The organism is Luteibacter sp. 1214 (assembly GCF_031455395.1).
GTDB classification, from domain to species: domain Bacteria; phylum Pseudomonadota; class Gammaproteobacteria; order Xanthomonadales; family Rhodanobacteraceae; genus Luteibacter; species Luteibacter mycovicinus.
In genome coordinates, this window is record NZ_JAVDSQ010000002.1 from 672,826 (window position 1) to 688,416 (window position 15,591).

The 15,591-nt window shown below is 66.2% G+C and carries 14 protein-coding genes; 5 read left to right on the plus strand and 9 right to left on the minus strand.

Going from position 1 to position 15,591, the window contains the following annotated elements:
• Positions 1-153: 153 nt before the first annotated feature.
• Together J2X57_RS07585 and J2X57_RS07590 are read left to right on the plus strand one after the other, a co-directional pair.
• Complete coding sequence (locus tag J2X57_RS07585) at positions 154-1,173, plus strand: HWE histidine kinase domain-containing protein (protein WP_309865415.1); 1,020 nt, start codon at positions 154-156, stop codon at positions 1,171-1,173.
• Positions 1,174-1,327: 154 nt separating this feature from the next.
• Positions 1,328-1,708: a VOC family protein gene (locus tag J2X57_RS07590; protein WP_309865725.1), complete on the plus strand. Its 381-nt coding sequence runs from the start codon at positions 1,328-1,330 to the stop codon at positions 1,706-1,708.
• A 43-nt stretch (positions 1,709-1,751) separates the two neighbouring features.
• Here J2X57_RS07590 and J2X57_RS07595 read toward each other — a convergent pair whose 3' ends face one another.
• Genes J2X57_RS07595 through J2X57_RS07605 form a run of 3 tightly spaced genes read right to left on the minus strand, consistent with a single transcriptional unit; the run spans position 1,752 to position 4,415 of the window.
• Entirely contained in the window at positions 1,752-2,228 is a 477-nt protein-coding gene (locus J2X57_RS07595; RefSeq protein WP_043696574.1) for a T6SS immunity protein Tdi1 domain-containing protein, read from the minus strand.
• 55 nt (positions 2,229-2,283) lie between these two features.
• The gene (locus J2X57_RS07600; protein ID WP_081996651.1) at positions 2,284-3,474 is read right to left on the minus strand and encodes a serine hydrolase; all 1,191 of its coding nucleotides are present in this window, start codon (positions 3,472-3,474) and stop codon (positions 2,284-2,286) included.
• A complete protein-coding gene (locus J2X57_RS07605; protein ID WP_051943183.1) occupies positions 3,471-4,415 on the minus strand; it encodes a YbhN family protein in 945 nt (314 codons plus the stop codon). The genes J2X57_RS07600 and J2X57_RS07605 overlap by 4 nt, the downstream gene beginning before the upstream one ends.
• 107 nt (positions 4,416-4,522) lie before the next feature.
• Here J2X57_RS07605 and J2X57_RS07610 point away from each other — a divergent pair, with 107 nt between their 5' ends.
• On the plus strand, positions 4,523-5,314 hold the full coding sequence (locus J2X57_RS07610) for a TOBE domain-containing protein (protein WP_043696577.1): 792 nt from the start codon (positions 4,523-4,525) through the stop codon (positions 5,312-5,314).
• Here J2X57_RS07610 and J2X57_RS07615 read toward each other — a convergent pair.
• The 4 genes from J2X57_RS07615 to glgX form a co-directional block, all read right to left on the minus strand.
• On the minus strand, positions 5,304-5,969 hold the full coding sequence (locus tag J2X57_RS07615) for an ATP-binding cassette domain-containing protein (protein WP_043696580.1): 666 nt from the start codon (positions 5,967-5,969) through the stop codon (positions 5,304-5,306). The two genes, J2X57_RS07610 and J2X57_RS07615, sit on opposite strands and share 11 nt — an antisense overlap.
• Positions 5,966-6,640: a molybdate ABC transporter permease subunit gene (gene modB, locus J2X57_RS07620; protein WP_090353199.1), complete on the minus strand. Its 675-nt coding sequence runs from the start codon at positions 6,638-6,640 to the stop codon at positions 5,966-5,968. Before modB ends, J2X57_RS07615 begins: the two co-directional genes overlap by 4 nt.
• Positions 6,641-6,646: 6 nt before the next feature.
• Positions 6,647-7,393 carry a molybdate ABC transporter substrate-binding protein gene (gene modA, locus J2X57_RS07625; RefSeq protein ID WP_309865427.1) on the minus strand — a complete coding sequence of 249 codons (747 nt, stop codon included), beginning with the start codon at positions 7,391-7,393 and terminating at the stop codon, positions 6,647-6,649.
• A 141-nt stretch (positions 7,394-7,534) separates the two neighbouring features.
• Positions 7,535-9,637 (minus strand): glycogen debranching protein GlgX, encoded by a 2,103-nt coding sequence (gene glgX, locus J2X57_RS07630; protein ID WP_309865431.1) that lies wholly within the window; start codon positions 9,635-9,637, stop codon positions 7,535-7,537.
• A 188-nt stretch (positions 9,638-9,825) separates the two neighbouring features.
• Between glgX and J2X57_RS07635 the strand changes: the two genes are divergently transcribed.
• Both J2X57_RS07635 and J2X57_RS07640 read left to right on the plus strand, forming a co-directional pair.
• Positions 9,826-10,194 carry a DUF2946 domain-containing protein gene (locus J2X57_RS07635; RefSeq protein ID WP_051974347.1) on the plus strand — a complete coding sequence of 123 codons (369 nt, stop codon included), beginning with the start codon at positions 9,826-9,828 and terminating at the stop codon, positions 10,192-10,194.
• 45 nt (positions 10,195-10,239) lie between these two features.
• Positions 10,240-12,534, plus strand: a complete 2,295-nt coding sequence (locus tag J2X57_RS07640; RefSeq protein ID WP_052191441.1) for a TonB-dependent receptor — start codon at positions 10,240-10,242, stop codon at positions 12,532-12,534.
• Here J2X57_RS07640 and lanKC read toward each other — a convergent pair.
• Both lanKC and J2X57_RS07650 read right to left on the minus strand, forming a co-directional pair.
• The gene (lanKC, locus tag J2X57_RS07645; protein WP_309865439.1) at positions 12,531-15,221 is read right to left on the minus strand and encodes a class III lanthionine synthetase LanKC; all 2,691 of its coding nucleotides are present in this window, start codon (positions 15,219-15,221) and stop codon (positions 12,531-12,533) included. The genes J2X57_RS07640 and lanKC overlap by 4 nt on opposite strands.
• 94 nt (positions 15,222-15,315) lie before the next feature.
• Positions 15,316-15,447, minus strand: a complete 132-nt coding sequence (locus tag J2X57_RS07650) for a hypothetical protein (protein WP_255349726.1) — start codon at positions 15,445-15,447, stop codon at positions 15,316-15,318.
• Positions 15,448-15,591: the final 144 nt, after the last annotated feature.

Sequence of the window (15,591 nt, forward strand, 5' to 3'; positions counted from 1 at the left end):
TCGTCATGTCACCCACCGGGAACTTACGTTATGGTGCGGTCGCCCGCTTACCGACCAGCGGGCGGCGCGACGGACAAGGATGTCGGCCGGGCTGACATGAATTATCCGCACCGGGGGAAGCAAGGCGACGTGCGGACAGAGACGGTGAACACCATGAGCGATCACGCCACCCTTCCCATCGACCGCGCCGTTGCCGCGGGCGAACGGGAGTTCCGCGAACTGGCGGACTTCGCGCCGGTGATGATCTGGCGTACCGGCACCGATCGCCAGGGCGACTGGTTCAATAAACCATGGCTGGCCTTCAGAGGCCGATCCATGGCGGAAGAGGTAGGCGAAGGCTGGGTCGAGGGCATCCATCCGGAAGACTTCGACCGGTCTTCGTCGGTGTTCTTTCATGCGTTCGGCGCACGTGAGCCTTATTCGCTCGAGTACCGGCTGCGCCGGCACGATGGCGTTTATCGATGGATCGTCGAAAACGGCACGCCGTTCGAGCGGGGCGGCGCCTTTGCGGGCTACTGGGGCAGTTGCACCGACATTACCGATCACCGGGTGGCGCAGCGCAGCCAGCGGGTGCTGATCAACGAGCTCAGCCATCGCCTCAAGAACACGCTGGCGGTCGTTCAGGCGATGGCGGAGCAGACCTTTCGCGAAGGGCGACCGATGGATGCCGCGGTCACCTGTTTCAGCGGTCGTCTGCGTGCGCTTGCCGCGGCCCAGGACCAGCTGATCGCCACGGCGTGGGAAGAGGTGCCGCTGAGCGACGTCGTCGAGGCCACGGTGCTTCCCTTCGATTGCGGCGGCGCACGGATTCACAGGGAAGGGCCGCCGCTGATTCTCAGCGCCGAGACCGCGGTCAGCCTGACCATGGCACTGCATGAGTTGCTGACCAACGCGGTCAAGTACGGTGCCCTGTCGAACGACACCGGAACGGTCACGATCGCCTGGTCGTGCGCCGAGCCCGCAGGCGGCCGGTTCCGGCTGGAATGGAAGGAACAGGGTGGCCCGACCGTGTCCACTCCGCTGGAGCGCGGCTTCGGCACACGCTTCATCGAGCGAGGTGTCGGGTGCCGGCAGGGCGGTGGTTCGCGTCTGCTTTTCGAACCCGACGGCGTGCGCTGGGTCCTGGAAACCGAACTTCCGGCGACGTCTGCCCATCGCGCCCAGGTCGCCTGATTCCCGGCGACCTTGTGCCGGGCCGATAGCTGCCATCGCGTTTTTCGCGCACGCTGTCGCCAGCGCGGAAGGGCAATCGATAGTTTCTCCTCATGAAGAAATTTTCAGGTTTTGGGCGATGAAACATCGTGCTGCGGCGAGTATCGTCGTGGATATGAACATCGACCGGATCGACCACCTCGTCCTCACCGTCAACGACATCGATACGACGGTGGACTTCTACACGCGTGTGCTGGGCCTGGAAGTCGTCACCTTCGGTGAAGGGCGCAAGGCGCTCGTCTTCGGCAGGCAGAAATTCAACCTTCACCAGAAGGGCAAGGAATTCGAGCCGAAAGCCGCGGCCCCGACGACGGGCGCGATCGATCTATGTCTCATTTCAGGCACGCCGCTCAAGGATGTCATCAGCGAGTTGAACCAGGCCGACATACCCATCGAGCAGGGTCCCGTGGGAAGGACGGGCGCCACCGGCCCGATCCAGTCCATCTATATCCGCGATCCGGACCTCAACCTGATCGAGATATCGAACTACGCATGATCGCAGACCACTAAGCGCTCAGTCCGGGTGCCGCGTCCGGCGCTTAATGCGTAATATCGATCTTCACATCCGTCCCATCCGGCAGATCCTGCATCTGCTGCAGCACCGAACCCGTCAGTTCGAAATGCTCGATCGCCGGCACCGGATTCAGATTCTCGACGGTGTACTCGCCTTCGGCGAAGATCGGCAGCGTGACGTAGGTGTAGCACTCCCCTTCCGCCCGCGTCTTGCCCGCCTCAAGCAGCGCTTCGATCAACGGCGGCAGAAGCCAGTCGTCGGCGATCTCTTCGCGTAGCAGCTGATTGAAGCCGGGCACGCTCTCGGCCACGCGCTCCACTTCCGCGGTGCCCGTATTGAGCCAGAAGATGCCGCCTTCGTCGGCCTCGTAGAACATGTCGCCGAGGGCCGTGAACAACAGCGGCGTATAGCCGTCGCCGATGCGCCAGGCCCAGGATTCGGCGAGCGCGTCGATCGCGTCCTTGTCCGGGGTGCAGATGAGGTCGTTCCAGGCGAGGGCCATGGGGATGGGCCTTTCAGATCGATGGGGATGTCGCAGTTTACCCTCCCCCGCCCGATCAGTCCTCCGCACCGGCGATGACGGCTTTGACGAACGCCGCACGGGCCGTGGCCTGGGCGTCATTGGTGGCGACGGGCCACGCGGCCAGCTGGACGATCACCAGTTCGCGTGCCGGATCGACGTAGAGCAGCTGCCCGAAGATGCCGATGCCTGCGAAATCGCCGTTGTCGTAGGTCCACCACTGGTAGCCATAGCCGCGTCCGGGCGCGCCGATGTCGGCGTGCTTGTGTGTCGCATCGGCAAGCCAACCATCGGCGAGCACCTGTTTGCCGTCGGCAACGCCGCCATCGAGCAGGAACTGGCCGAGACGCGCATAGTCGCCCAGCGTGGCCGACACGCCGGAACCTCCGGCTTCGGTGCCATCGACCCCGTCCTTGAGCCAGATCGCATCGGCGGCCATGCCGTAGGGCTTCCAGACCTTCTCCGAGAGATACGCCGCCAGCGACGTGCCGGTGGCGCGCTCGACGAGAATGCCGATCAGATCGGTCTCGCCGGTCTTGTAGACCCAGCGTTCCCCCGGCGCGAATTCGCGCGGCAGCTTCGACATGTACGACACGAGCAGCGGCACGCCGGGCTGACGCGCCCCCTCATACATCTGCGCGACATCCGATGTCGGATCGACATAGTCCTCGTTCCAGCGGACGCCGGAGGTCATCGTCAGCAACTGGCGGACGGTGACGTCTCGGTAGGCACCCGCGGCGAGTTCGGGGATGTAGCGCGTGACCTTGTCGTCGAGGCTGTGGATCGAGCCGTCACGCAGCGCGGCGCCGACAAGGGTGGACGTGAACGACTTGGCGACCGAGAAGGAAGTCCATCGTGTCGATGGCGTGGCGCCGAGGCCGTAGCGTTCGAGGCGCACCTTGCCGTGCTGAAGCACCATGACGCCAGCCACGCGGTGCTCGGCCATGTAGCTGTCGAGCGTGGTGGCATCGGCGAAATGCGGCGTCAGCGGCGTGCCGGCGGGCAACGGGTGCGCGACGCCGTGACGGACGACGTTGCTGGCGTACTGGGTTTCCATCGCGCGGAAGTTCGCTTCGCGCTGCGACTGGTTCCAGAAGAGCACGTCGGTGCGGCGGGCGTGAGGTGTGGCGCATGCCGTGAGGAGGCTCAAGGTGAGCACGAGGCAAAACGCTTTCGCCAGCAGGGCTGGCTCCCGCCATGGCAGGTTCGGTGGGCGATGCGTGTTCATCGGGATGTCCTGGTGCGGCGGCGGATTTCGAACGCGCCCAGCGCCAGCGACGCGATGGCGAAGGGTCCGAGGCCGTAGATGACACGATAGGCGAGCAGTGCGGCGAGGACCTGCGCGCGCTGTTCCTGCGGGAACGCCGCGAGGGTCAGCGCTTCGAACGCGCCAATGCCACCGGGGGTGTTGCTGATGATGCCGGCGAGGATGGCGCCGACGTAGATCGGCGCGAAATCGAGAAAGCTGCCGGCGACGTCCGCAGGCAACAGGAAATACATGGCGGCGATCGCGCCGATCATTTCCACGGTGCCGATCGCGACCTGTGCGGCCGCCGAACGCGCCGAAGGCACCGGCGTGGAGAACTTCCAGATCCGCAGTTCATCGTGCTTGCCGGCCAGCCAGCGCAGGAGCAGGACGAACAGGATCACCAGAGCGACGCCGGGCCAGCGTCCCCACCCATGCGCGATCGACGGTTCGAGCAGCAACGCGATCGCCGTGACCGAGGCGAAACCGAGCGCCACCGCGAAGCCGACCAGCCCGACCACGCGGGCCACATCGGGGGCACTCACCCCGCGTGTCGACAACATGCGGTAACGCAGCGCGGTACCCGTAATCGCATGAAAACCCAGCGCGTTGCAGATCGCGTGCGTGGTCGCACCGGAGAAGATCTTCATGCGCATCGAGACCTTGCCTGGCACGACGGTCTCCACGGCGAAGACATCGTAGGCCGTGAGGCAGGACCAGCTGACCAGCGTGGCGCCGATGGACGCGAGGACATGCCAGCGCGGGATGCGGTCGATGGCCGCACGGATGTCCTGCCAGGACATGCGCGCGATATAGCGATGCAGCAGAAAGATCGCCACGCCCACGAAGGCCGCCGCCAGCAGGTATTTCGTCGCACGGCTCGCGAAAGCTTTCAGGGTTGGCTGGGCGTGTTTGTCCGTCACCGCGTCACTCTGACCGTCGGGCCTCGCCCGAGAAAGGCGGGCATCATCCCACGACGGCGAGCGGCGCGGGGGCTAGACTGGGGGACCGATTCCTCTGCGGTGGACCCATGCTTCATTACGACGGCTCTCTCTGGCTGACCGACGGCACCCGCCGCTGGGGCGGCCCCGACCGCATCGAGCTCCTCGCCCAGGTGGGACAGACCGGTTCCATCACGGCGGCGGCGAAGGCGGTGGGCATGAGCTACAAGGGCGCGTGGGATGCCATCGCCGCCATGAACAACCTGGCGGGCGAGGATCTCGTGGTCCGTTCCACGGGCGGCAAGGGCGGCGGCGGGGCGCGGTTGACGGCGAGGGCCGAACGCCTGATCGCCTCGTTCCGTGGCATCGAGACCGAGCACAAGCGATTCGTGGAGCGGCTGGCGTCGCTCGGCGAGGATGCTACCGACGACATTCATCTGCTGAGACGTTTCACGATGCGCACGAGTGCACGCAACCAGCTGGCCGGCACGGTCAGCGCCGTCACCGAAGGAGCGGTCAACGACCGTATCGATATCGCGCTGGCCGGGGGGACGACCGTCGTTGCCACCGTCACCCGTGAGAGCACCGCCAGTCTCGCGCTCTCGCCTGGACGGCCCGTCGTGGCGCTGGTGAAGGCGAACTGGGTCATGGTGGGCATGCCGGGCGCCGGGCGTCTGTCCGCGGCCAATCAGCTGCCGGGGCGGGTGACGGAGGTCTTTCCCGGTGCGGTGAATACGGAAGTAACGATCGCGCTGGACGGCGGCGGGACGATCGCGGCGATCGTGACGAAGGAGAGCGCTGAGGGAATGGAACTGGCGGAGGGCACAGCCGTGATGGCGATCTTCGATGCCTCGTCGGTGATTGTCGGGGTCACCGACTGACCTTGCCGTCGCGGATTTCGATGGTATGGCCATCCAGCGCGTCGACATCGGCCGGATCGTGGGTGATCACCAGCAGTTGCAGATCGAGACGGGTTTGCAGCGCCAGCAGCTCGCCACGCATGCGGCCGCGCAACGCGGGGTCCAGCGCGGCGAACGGCTCGTCGAGCAGGAGCAGGCGCGGCTCGGAAACCAGTGCGCGCGCCAGTGCGACGCGCTGGCGCTGCCCGCCGGAAATGCGTGACGGGTAGCTATCCGCGACCGCCGTGAGTTCGAACGTCTCGAGCCACCGACCGACCCGTTCGCCATGGCGACGCCGCGCCGGGTTGAACCAGCCACGCGACAGTCCGAAACCGACGTTCTGCGCGACCGTCAGGTGAGGAAACAGCGCGTAATCCTGAAACAGATACGCTACGCCGCGTTCGCGCGAGGGAACATCCACCCGCGCCTGCGTGTCGAGCAGTGTCCGACCGTCGACACGCACGTGCCCTGCGTCCGGAGAGATCAGTCCGGCCATCGCGCGCAGCGTCAGACTCTTGCCGGCACCCGAGGGTCCATACAGCACCACGCGACGATGCTCCGACGCGAAGGCGACGTCCAGCTCGAAGCGGCGGTCGTCGGCGTGCAGCGTTTTGCGGACCGCCACGTCGACACTCATGGCCGCGACCGCCGCGTGTGATCCGGCGACAGCCAGCCGGCGAGCAGGAGCGCCACCACGCAGGTCACCGACGTGACGACGACCATGATCGCAGCGGTATCGTCGTGGCCAGCCTGCACGGCCGCATAGATCGCGACGGACAGGGTCTGCGTACGCCCGGGCAGATTACCCGCGATCATCAACGTCGCGCCGAACTCACCGAGTGCGCGGGCGAAGGCGAGCAGAGCACCCGCCGTAATGCCGCGCGCGGCGAGTGGCAGCGACACACGAAAGAACACCGCGACTTCACGCAGACCCAGGACGCGCGCGGCACTTTCCAGCTGAGGATCGACCGCTTCGAAGGCGGCACGTGCCGCCTTCTGCACGAGCGGAAAGGCGACCAGCGTCGAGGCAATCACCGCGCCCTGCCAGGTGAACACGAGTTCGATCCCGTGCCGGTCGAGCCAGCCGCCGAAGGCGCCCTTGCGACCGAGCAGGACCAGCAGGTAATAGCCGAGGACCGTCGGCGGCAGCACCAGCGGCAAGGTCAGGATCGAATCGACGAGCTCGCGCGCAGGGGAGCGCCAGCGCGACAAGCCGAAGGCCACCGCGACGCCGAGCACGAGGTTGATCGCGGTCGCCCACAAGGCGACCTTGAGCGACAGCGCGAGGGGAATCCAGACGTCGCCCACGCCGGCTCAGGGTGCTTCGAAGCCGAAGCGGGCGAGAATTCCGCGTCCCTCGGTGGATTGCACGAAGGCTTCGAACGACTTCGCCTCGGCCACCTGCTTCGAGGCCGCGACCACGGCGATCGGATAGCCGATCGGCTTCGGGGTCGGCACGGTGGCGGCGACGGTGACCTTGTCTTTCGCGATCGCGGCATCGGTAGCGAAAACGAAACCGGCGTCGACCTCGCCGCGGGCGACATAGTCGAGGCTCTGGCGCACGTTCTGCGCCAGCACGCCTTTGGCGGAGATGGTGTCCCAGAGCCCCTGCCGCTCCAGTGCGGCCTTCGTATAACGACCCACCGGCACCGACGCCGGATCGCCGTAGGCCACGCGTTTCACCGCGGGGGCTTTCAGATCGGCCGGCGAGGACACCCTGACCGAGGCGTCCCTGGGCACGATCAGAACCAGACGGTTGGTCGCGAAGTCCTGCCGCGTCGACACGTCGATGGCTTTCGCTTCGACCGCCTTGTCCATCGCGGGCTGGTCGGCCGAGGCGAACACGTCCGCCGGGGCGCCACTGGCGATCTGGCGCAGCAGCACGTCGGAGGCGGCGAAGTTGAGGACAACGTGGGTACCGGGGTGTTTCGCCTCATAGGCCTTGCCGACGGACTGGAAGGCGTCGGTGAGGCTGGAGGCCGCCGAGACGACGAGATCGGCCGCGGAAGCAAGGCCTGGACCGAGGACAAGGCACAGCGCGACGAGAGGGCGGAGGCGCATGGCGTCAGTCCGGCAAGAAGAGGTCGGGCAATATAGGAAGGTATATGGCGGGGGGTCAAATGCGCCGGCTGCCGCGAACCGGGGAGCGGGACCTTCACGGTCACCGCCTCCCGGTCGGGCCATCCCCCCTTCCGATGCGCCTCAGCCCGCCGCCAGCACCACGAAGCTGCGCGGTGGCGCAATCATCTTGCCGTCTTCAGCCACGGTATCCACCGCGAGATCCAGATCGCTCGAGAACGCCACGCTCCAGGCACCCTCGGGCAACGTGAACTCCACCCCGCCATCGAAGGCGTTGATCAGGATCAGCACCGTCTGATCCGCCGCATGCTCGCGCACTCCGGAGGCCTGGCTGCGCCCGTCGAGCAGGATACCGATGGACCGCGCACGCGGATCGTCCCAGTGCTCAGGCTGCATCTCGCCACCGCCGGGATTGAGCCAGACGATGTCGCGAATGCCCGATTCCTCGTCGTAACGTCCGTTGAGAAAACGACCGCGACGAAGGATCGGATAACGCTCGCGCAAGGCGAGCAACTCACGCACCGACTGGGCCAGGCTGCCCTCGGTCGGATCGTCATTCCAGTCGATCCAGCTCAGCTCGTTGTCCTGACCGTAGACGTTGTTGTTGCCGTTCTGCGTGTTGCCGCGCTCGTCGCCGGAGAGCAGCATCGGCGTCCCCTGCGCCAGGAGCAGGGTGGCCAGCAGGTTGCGCGACTGGCGCTGCCGCATGGCGCGGATGCCCATGTCGTCCGTCGGGCCTTCGGCGCCGTGATTGAACGAATGGTTGTTGTCCGAGCCGTCGCGATTGTCTTCGCCGTTGGCATCGTTGTGCTTGCCGTTGTAGCTCAGCAGATCGCGCAGCGTGAACCCGTCGTGCGCGGTGATGAAGTTCAGCGACGCGTACGGGCGACGTCCACGCTTGTCGAACAGATCGGCGGAACCCGTGAAACGCCGCGCGAACTCCGGCAACTTGCCTTCCTCGCCGATCCAGAACGCGCGCACCGTGTCACGGAACTTGTCGTTCCACTCCACCCAGCCGGGCGGGAATTCACCCACCTGATAGCCGCCGGGACCGCAATCCCACGGCTCAGCAATCAGCTTGGTCTGGTTGAGCACGGGGTCCTGCGTGCAGGCGTCGAGGAAACCGCCGTTTTCGTCGAAGCCGTACGGCTCGCGACCGAGGATGGTGGCGAGATCGAAACGGAAACCGTCCACGTTCATGTCCGTGGCCCAGTAGCGCAGTGAGTCGGTAACCATCTGCAGCACGCGGGCGTGACTCAGGTTGACCGTGTTACCGGTGCCCGTGTCATTGATGTAATAACGCTTGTCTTCGGCCAGTCGGTAGTAGCTGGCGTTATCGATGCCCTTGAACGAGAGCGTCGGGCCCATTTCGTTGCCTTCGGCCGTGTGGTTGTAGACCACATCGAGGATGACCTCGAGACCGGCGCGGTGATACGCCGCCACCATGTCCTTGAATTCGCGGGGGTCGCCGCTCGACATGTAGCGCGTCTTCAGCGCGAAGAAGCCGATGGTGTTGTAACCCCAGTAGTTGCGCAGGCCCTGTTCCAGCAGGTGCTGGTCGTCGAGGTAGGCATGCACGGGCAGCAACTCGATCGACGTGACGCCCAGATCGCGCACGTAGTCGATCACTTCTTCCGTAGCCAGGCCGGCGAACGTGCCGCGCTTGTCTTCCGGCACCGACGGGTGCTGCATGGTGTAGCCACGCACGTGCGTTTCCTGGATGACGGTCCGGTTCCAGGGGATGTGCGGCTTGCCGTGTTCGATCCACTTGTACGTCGGATCGACGACCATCGCCTTGGGCATGAACGGCGCGCTGTCGCGCTCATCGAAACTGAGGTCTCCGTCGGCGTGGCCCACGGTATATCCGTAGAGTTCGTCGGCCCAGATCAGCTCGCCGACGATATGCCTGGCGTACGGGTCGAGGAGCAGTTTGTTCGGGTTGAAGCGGTGCCCGTTCTCCGGCTCGTAAGGGCCGTGGACGCGGTAGCCGTAAAGCTGACCCGGACCGACGCCCGGCACGTAACCGTGCCAGACCTCGTCGGTGTACTCGGGCAGGTCGATGCGGCCCGTTTCGTTACCCGCGTCGTCGTAGAAGCAGACCTCGACCCGCGTGCCATGGGCGGTGAACAGGGCGAAGTTGGTGCCTTTTCCATCCCAGGTCGCTCCGCGCGGAAACGGCGAACCCTCGCGGACGGGGGAGGCGGAGTCGTAACGGCGATCGGGCATGGCGGCGTCCTCGTGGGGGTGGCGCACGATGACCCAGCGCACGACAGGAAAACGTGAGGGCGCCTCCTGGCCGACATACCTCAGCGACACCGCGCCGCAGCGCCTTCACGCCCGGACGTGGCATCATCCCTGGACCCACATCCAGGGTTGATCGAGGGGACGCCGCGTTGCGTCGAACACAGGGACACATGCGTTGGCTGGGATGGATGGCGACGGTCGCCGTCTGGCTCACCGTGCTTGCGCCCACCGTGTCCAGGGCGCTGCCCGCGTTCGCCTTCCCCGATCTCGGCGCCTGGTGCGACCGGGAAGCTGTCACGGCGCACCACGGTATGCCGGGCCACGGTCACGACATGGGCGGCGCTCAGGACGCCGACGACGCCTGCGGCTACTGCGCCCTGTTCGCACAGACGCCTGCCCTCGGTGGCGGCTTCTTCGTCGCCCGGTGGCTTCCGCTGGCCGGCTATGTCGATGCGACGCTGCCGGCCCGGCGTGCCGCGCCGTCGCTGGTCCGCCATCACGCTCCCACGCGAGGTCCGCCGGTCGCCGCGCACGCCTGATCGTTTCCGATCCCGCCGTACGCCAACGACCCACGGACTATCGCCATGACCCTGCTTCCTCTCGATGGACGCGCGCTCGCGCGCGCTGTCGCCTGCGCCATCGGTGCCTCCACGCTTGCCGCCCATGCGGCCGAGACACCTGACGCCCCCCAGACCACCAACCTTCGCGAAGTGCGCGTTTCCGCCGTCAGCAAGGGGACGCGTGTCGATCCCGACATGCCTTCGGCGGTCGAGACCGTCGACGCCGCCAGGCTCGACCGCCTCAACGTGATCAACGCGGAAGACGCGCTGAAGTACCTGCCGTCCTTCGGTATCCGCAAGCGATTCGTCGGCGACGAAAACGCCACGTTCTCCGTGCGCGGCACCAGCAACCAGCAGAGCGCGCGCGGCCTCGTCTATCTGGACGGCTTGCTGCTGTCGAACCTGCTGGGCAACAGCTGGTCGAATCCGCCACGCTGGTCGATGGCGTTTCCGGAGAACCTCGACCGTGTCGAAGTCCTTTATGGCGCGTATTCCGCGCTGTACCCGGGCAACGCCATCGGCGCCACGGTGCTGATGACCACGCGCATGCCCGACAAACTCGAGGTGACGGGCGACGTCCAGGCCTTCACCCAGCATGTCGATACCTATGGCACGGACCGCAACTACGGCGGCAGCCGGCAGAGCGCGACCCTCGGCGATCGTTCGGGCAGGTTCGCGTTCCTGATCGGCGTCGCGCATCTGCAATCCAACGGGCAGCCGCTGGTCTACGCCGTGCAGAACCGCGCCAGCCGCGCCGGGACGACGAACCCGGTGACGGGAGCCATCGGTGACACGGGCGCCACGGGGCTTCCGCGTGAGGTCCTCGGCATCAACAGCGAAGGCCAGGAAGCGACCAGCCAGGACGAGGCCCATGTGCGCCTGACCTACGACTTCACCCCGGAGCTGACCGGCGGCGTCACCGCGGGCTACTGGAACCAGGATCTCTCCCATCGCACGGCAACGTACCTGCGTGACGCCAACGGCCAGCCGGTCTGGTCCGGCCCGGTGAGCATCGACGGCCGCCAGTACACGCTACCGGCCAGTTTCTTCGCCCCCAGCACGCGGCAGAGCCGCAACTATCTCTACGGCGTTTCGCTCGGCACGCACCGGGACAGCGGATGGAATATCGAAGGCAACGCGTCGTACTTCGACATGGACCGCAACCGCGATCGTGTGGCCGACGCCGTGACCTACAACGGCAGCGGCCTGTTGACGGCAGGCGACGGCAGTCGCTGGCGGACTTTCGACCTGCGGGTCAGCCATACCCCGGACTCGCCGGACGCCAACTCGCACACCGTGAGCTTCGGCTACCACTTCGACGGTTACCGCCTCGATAACGTCACGGACCTGCTCTCCGCATGGCGTACCGGCGGCGCTGGCGCACTCACCGCAGCCAACGGCGGCAGCACGCAGACACAGGCGCTTTATGTACAGGACGCCTGGCAACTCGACGAGCGCTGGCGCCTCACCGCCGGTGCGCGCTACGAGCAGTGGCGCGCGTTCGGTGGCACGCGTTCCACCGCCAGCGCGACCATCGGGTACCCGGAGCGCAAGGAGTCGCACACCTCTCCCAAGCTGTCATTGACCTATGCCGCGAGCGACAACCTGTTGCTGCGTCTGTCCGGAGCACGCGCCTGGCGCTTCCCCACCGTGAACGAGCTTTTCCAGGGAACGTTCAACGGTATCGCGATCATCAACAACGATCCGAATCTGAAGCCGGAAAACGACCTCTCCCGCGAACTGTCGGCCGAGTGGTACCAGGCCCATGGCGTCGCGCGGTTCACGGTGTTCCGCAGCGATACGCGCGACACGCTCCTGAGCCAGACCGACACGACGGTTTTTCCGAATGTCACCAGCGTGCAGAACATCGACCTCGTACGCACGCGCGGTGCCGAGGCAAGCTATGACGGACGTGGCGTGGTCTGGGATGCGCTCGATCTCACGGCGAACGCGGCGTATACGCAGGCGACCACGGTTCGGAACCATCGTAACCCCTCGTCGGAGGGCAAACAGTTCTATCGCATCCCCAGATGGCGAGCGAACCTGATCGCCACCTGGCATGCGAGCGAAACGGTGGCACTGACGCTGGCCGGTCGCTATTCCGGACGGCAGTACAACACGCTCGACCACAGCGACATCGACCCCGACACCTTCGGCGGAGCCAGCGCGTTTCTTACCTTCGACGCCAAGGTGCAGTGGCAGGCGAGTGAGCACGTGAACCTCGGTGTCGGCGTGGACAACCTCACCGACCGGCGCTATTACGTCTACTACCCTTACCCCTCGCGCACGTACATGATGGAGGCGAAGTTCCGGCTCTAGGCCGTGGCAGCCCCGCAGCGATGCTGCGCCATCGTCAGATGCTCGTCGAGCATGAACGATGCCGGACCGCCGTTCCAGAGCCTGTCGAAGAATGCGGCGACACCCGCGTTACCGGTCGCCAGATCGCAGGTGAAACGAAGCAGTTCCGTCCCGGGAACGGCGAGTCCTTCAGGCCGCCGGACCAGAAACAGTTCGATGCCGCCGGCGACGCGATGGGCCTGCGTCAGATAGTGCGCGGCACGCTCGGGCAACACCGCGGCCAGATCGAGCAAGGTCTCACCGATCCCGGCGAGGCCATCGCACAGTCCCGGTGAGATGGCGTGGCTACGCATCAGGTCCGCTTCGCAGGTCAGCAGGATGTCCCGGTAACGGCTATCGCCGGTGGCCGCAAGGAAGCGGGCCACGACGGCAAGGACGCCGGCCGTGCCATGGCGCAGGTAAGGCACCAGGGCGCCGCCCTCCACGGCGCGACGCCATGTGCGATCCCCGTCGGCATTGAATCCGTAGTGATCGAGGTCGAAGGCGAGCCCTTCGCGCGCCGCGTCGAAGAAGCGTGACTCGTCCGTCGCCATGAACAGGTGCAGCAGGAACAACGCGATGCCCGCGGCACCGTAGCCCAGCCCCACCGCTTGCATGGCTTCGCCGCGGTGCCAGCCGCGCTTGCCGTGCACGCACGGCCCTGCCGCCAGCAGCGCGTCACCCGCCGCGATCGCCGCCGCCAGCATGGCGTCATCCTGCGTACGTCGCCAAACCGCGATTCGCGCCAGGCCCCAGCCTGCGATCCCGTCATACAGCCCGTAGCGTTCGCGAATGGGCCCGTCGAGTGTCGACGCGCCCAGCAGCGACAGCGCGAGGTCTTCCCTGCCCGCATCGAGCAGGACCCATGCGATGCCCGCGTCACCGTGCATGAGGTCGCATCCCCGATGTCGTCCCTCGTGCACGCCCGCCAGCAGGTACTCCATCAAGCTGTCGGGGACGGGCCGGCCTCCGCGCTGGCGGGCGTGCACGATGCCTGCCGCGCCGTACGCGACGCCCCAGGGATGGCGCTCGAAGACCTGCGGGTCCGCCGGCACGTAGCGATCGGGCCGCGCGCCTGCCGACAATGTATCGATGTAACGGAACAGATCGCCCGCGGCGTTCGCGACGGGCGCCACGGTGCGCCGCAGATGCGGGACCAGAAGCCGGTCGTCGGCGAGATGCGTGAGCGCACCGCGCAGGTTTTTCATCGCGGCGACAGGCGACGGGCGCTTCGTCGGCTCGCTGTCCATGAGCGCGGCGATCGTCGTGGCGACGAGCGCGGGATACCCCATGTCTTCGCACAGGCGATGCGTGATGCGCATGGCGGCGTGGGGATCGAGCGGCAGCATCGCGTTGACCGGAAGCATGGCGGCGAAAAGGTTGGCGCCGAAAGCGTAGCGATCCTCCGCGCACGCGCTGGCGTGATCGTCACGCTGTGGCGATCGCGACGCGAACCCCGGCGTGCACAGACCCGAGGGGCGGTCGAGCCCACGATCGACGGCCGCTTCGAGGTCGATGATGCGCACACGCCCGTCCGTCGCGATCATGATGTTGTGGAACGAGAAATCGCCCAGCGTGACGCCTGTCGCGTGGATGGCCTCCAGCGCGTCCGCTATACGCTGGAACACGTCGCACAGCTCACGCAGGAAGCTCGCGACGTGGGCTTGCGTCGCTCGTGTCTTCAGCCACGGGTAGCGCTCGGCGAGCCACCGGCGCAGGGTCTGCCCGTCGATATACTCCTCGACCAGATACTGGTGCTCCCATTCGGTGAAGTAGGCGACGGGCGACGGCGTGACGCCAAGTGGAGCGAGCTTGCCCAGCAGGCGGTACTCCTTGAGCAGCAGAGTGGTGGCCGACTGCGTGCCGCCGATGTGGGGACGGGCCTCCTTGATGACGACGTGGCGTCCCGAGTCGCGATTCAACGCCAGATAGATGCCCCCGGCCGAGGAAAATGTAAGCGCGCCGCGAACCTCATAGCGTCCGCCGTCCAGGCGCAGTACCGATGAATCGCCGGCATCGGTATCCTGCGGAAACGGGTCGCGGACCCACGGCGGCAGGTGCACGTATGCGGCGCGTATATCCGGTTCCTTCTCGCCTGACGGGTTGCGCAGGAAATATTCGCGCTGCCCACCCGCCGACACCTCGTATTCGCCACGAATGCCACCGAAACGATAATGCAGGATGCGCGATCCCGGAAGGCGCCGGTCGCTGAGAATGTGCGGTCCCTCGTAACCGGTCAGAACGGCCTGCAACTCTTCCATGACGTAGCGGAAGGCTTTCGGATCCGCCGGGTAGATCGTGATGAACTTTCCGGAGCCTCCGCGCGGCCACCGTTTGCCATTCATCGCGGCATGCATGCGCGCGTCGGCGGCGAATTTGAACGCGACGCCCAGCGAGCTGAGCGTCGCCGCCACGATCGAGAGCACGATCGGTGCGGTCGGCGTCACCGATGAGACGTGAATCTTCCAGCCCTGTGCCGGCAACGGCGTATCCGGCGGCAGGCAATGCATCCAGACCCCAGAGCGGTGCATGCGCCAGCTGGCCGGAACGATCCGGCGCACCGGCTCGACGAAATCCCGCTCGTCGATGACGCGACTGCCATGCGTTTCGAAGAATTCGCGGTCCACCGCGGTGTAGTACAGCAGTTCGGTCCGTCGTTCGGCGGGCATGACTGTCCTTGGAATGGCACGCTGAAAAACCGGCATGCGGTGCGACCCGGACGTCGCACCGCATGCCTTCGCCCCAGCCGGATCACGGCAGGAGTTACTGGCCGTCGATACCGTCGACGTTGGCGAACGAGCAGGCGCCGTTGCTGCATGAGCTGGTGGGCGTATCGGCTTCTCCCGCGGTCAGCGGATCGGCTTCGAGCATCTGCAAGCGGAGGACGTGGTCCATGTGATTCTCCTGGCGATATCGACGTGCTGCCTCCCCCCCATGGAGAAGCGCGTAAGCCAATCTAGGAGGGCAGCGCGATCGAAAACAGCGGGAGAGACGTGCCGGCTCGCCTTTTTTTCGCGCGGTGGGCAGATAAATGGCCGT

Excerpts from the sequence above, each read along its gene's own strand:
- J2X57_RS07640 (WP_052191441.1), top strand. The coding sequence starts at position 10,240 with ATGACCCTGCTTCCTCTCGATGGACGCGCGCTCGCGCGCGCTGTCGCC.
- glgX (WP_309865431.1), bottom strand. The coding sequence starts at position 9,637 with ATGCCCGATCGCCGTTACGACTCCGCCTCCCCCGTCCGCGAGGGTTCG.
- J2X57_RS07650 (WP_255349726.1), bottom strand. The coding sequence starts at position 15,447 with ATGGACCACGTCCTCCGCTTGCAGATGCTCGAAGCCGATCCGCTGACC.
- J2X57_RS07585 (WP_309865415.1), top strand. The coding sequence starts at position 154 with ATGAGCGATCACGCCACCCTTCCCATCGACCGCGCCGTTGCCGCGGGC.
- J2X57_RS07595 (WP_043696574.1), bottom strand. The coding sequence starts at position 2,228 with ATGGCCCTCGCCTGGAACGACCTCATCTGCACCCCGGACAAGGACGCG.
- lanKC (WP_309865439.1), bottom strand. The coding sequence starts at position 15,221 with ATGCCCGCCGAACGACGGACCGAACTGCTGTACTACACCGCGGTGGAC.
- J2X57_RS07610 (WP_043696577.1), top strand. The coding sequence starts at position 4,523 with ATGCTTCATTACGACGGCTCTCTCTGGCTGACCGACGGCACCCGCCGC.
- J2X57_RS07635 (WP_051974347.1), top strand. The coding sequence starts at position 9,826 with ATGCGTTGGCTGGGATGGATGGCGACGGTCGCCGTCTGGCTCACCGTG.
- J2X57_RS07590 (WP_309865725.1), top strand. The coding sequence starts at position 1,328 with ATGAACATCGACCGGATCGACCACCTCGTCCTCACCGTCAACGACATC.
- J2X57_RS07600 (WP_081996651.1), bottom strand. The coding sequence starts at position 3,474 with ATGAACACGCATCGCCCACCGAACCTGCCATGGCGGGAGCCAGCCCTG.
- modA (WP_309865427.1), bottom strand. The coding sequence starts at position 7,393 with ATGCGCCTCCGCCCTCTCGTCGCGCTGTGCCTTGTCCTCGGTCCAGGC.
- J2X57_RS07615 (WP_043696580.1), bottom strand. The coding sequence starts at position 5,969 with ATGAGTGTCGACGTGGCGGTCCGCAAAACGCTGCACGCCGACGACCGC.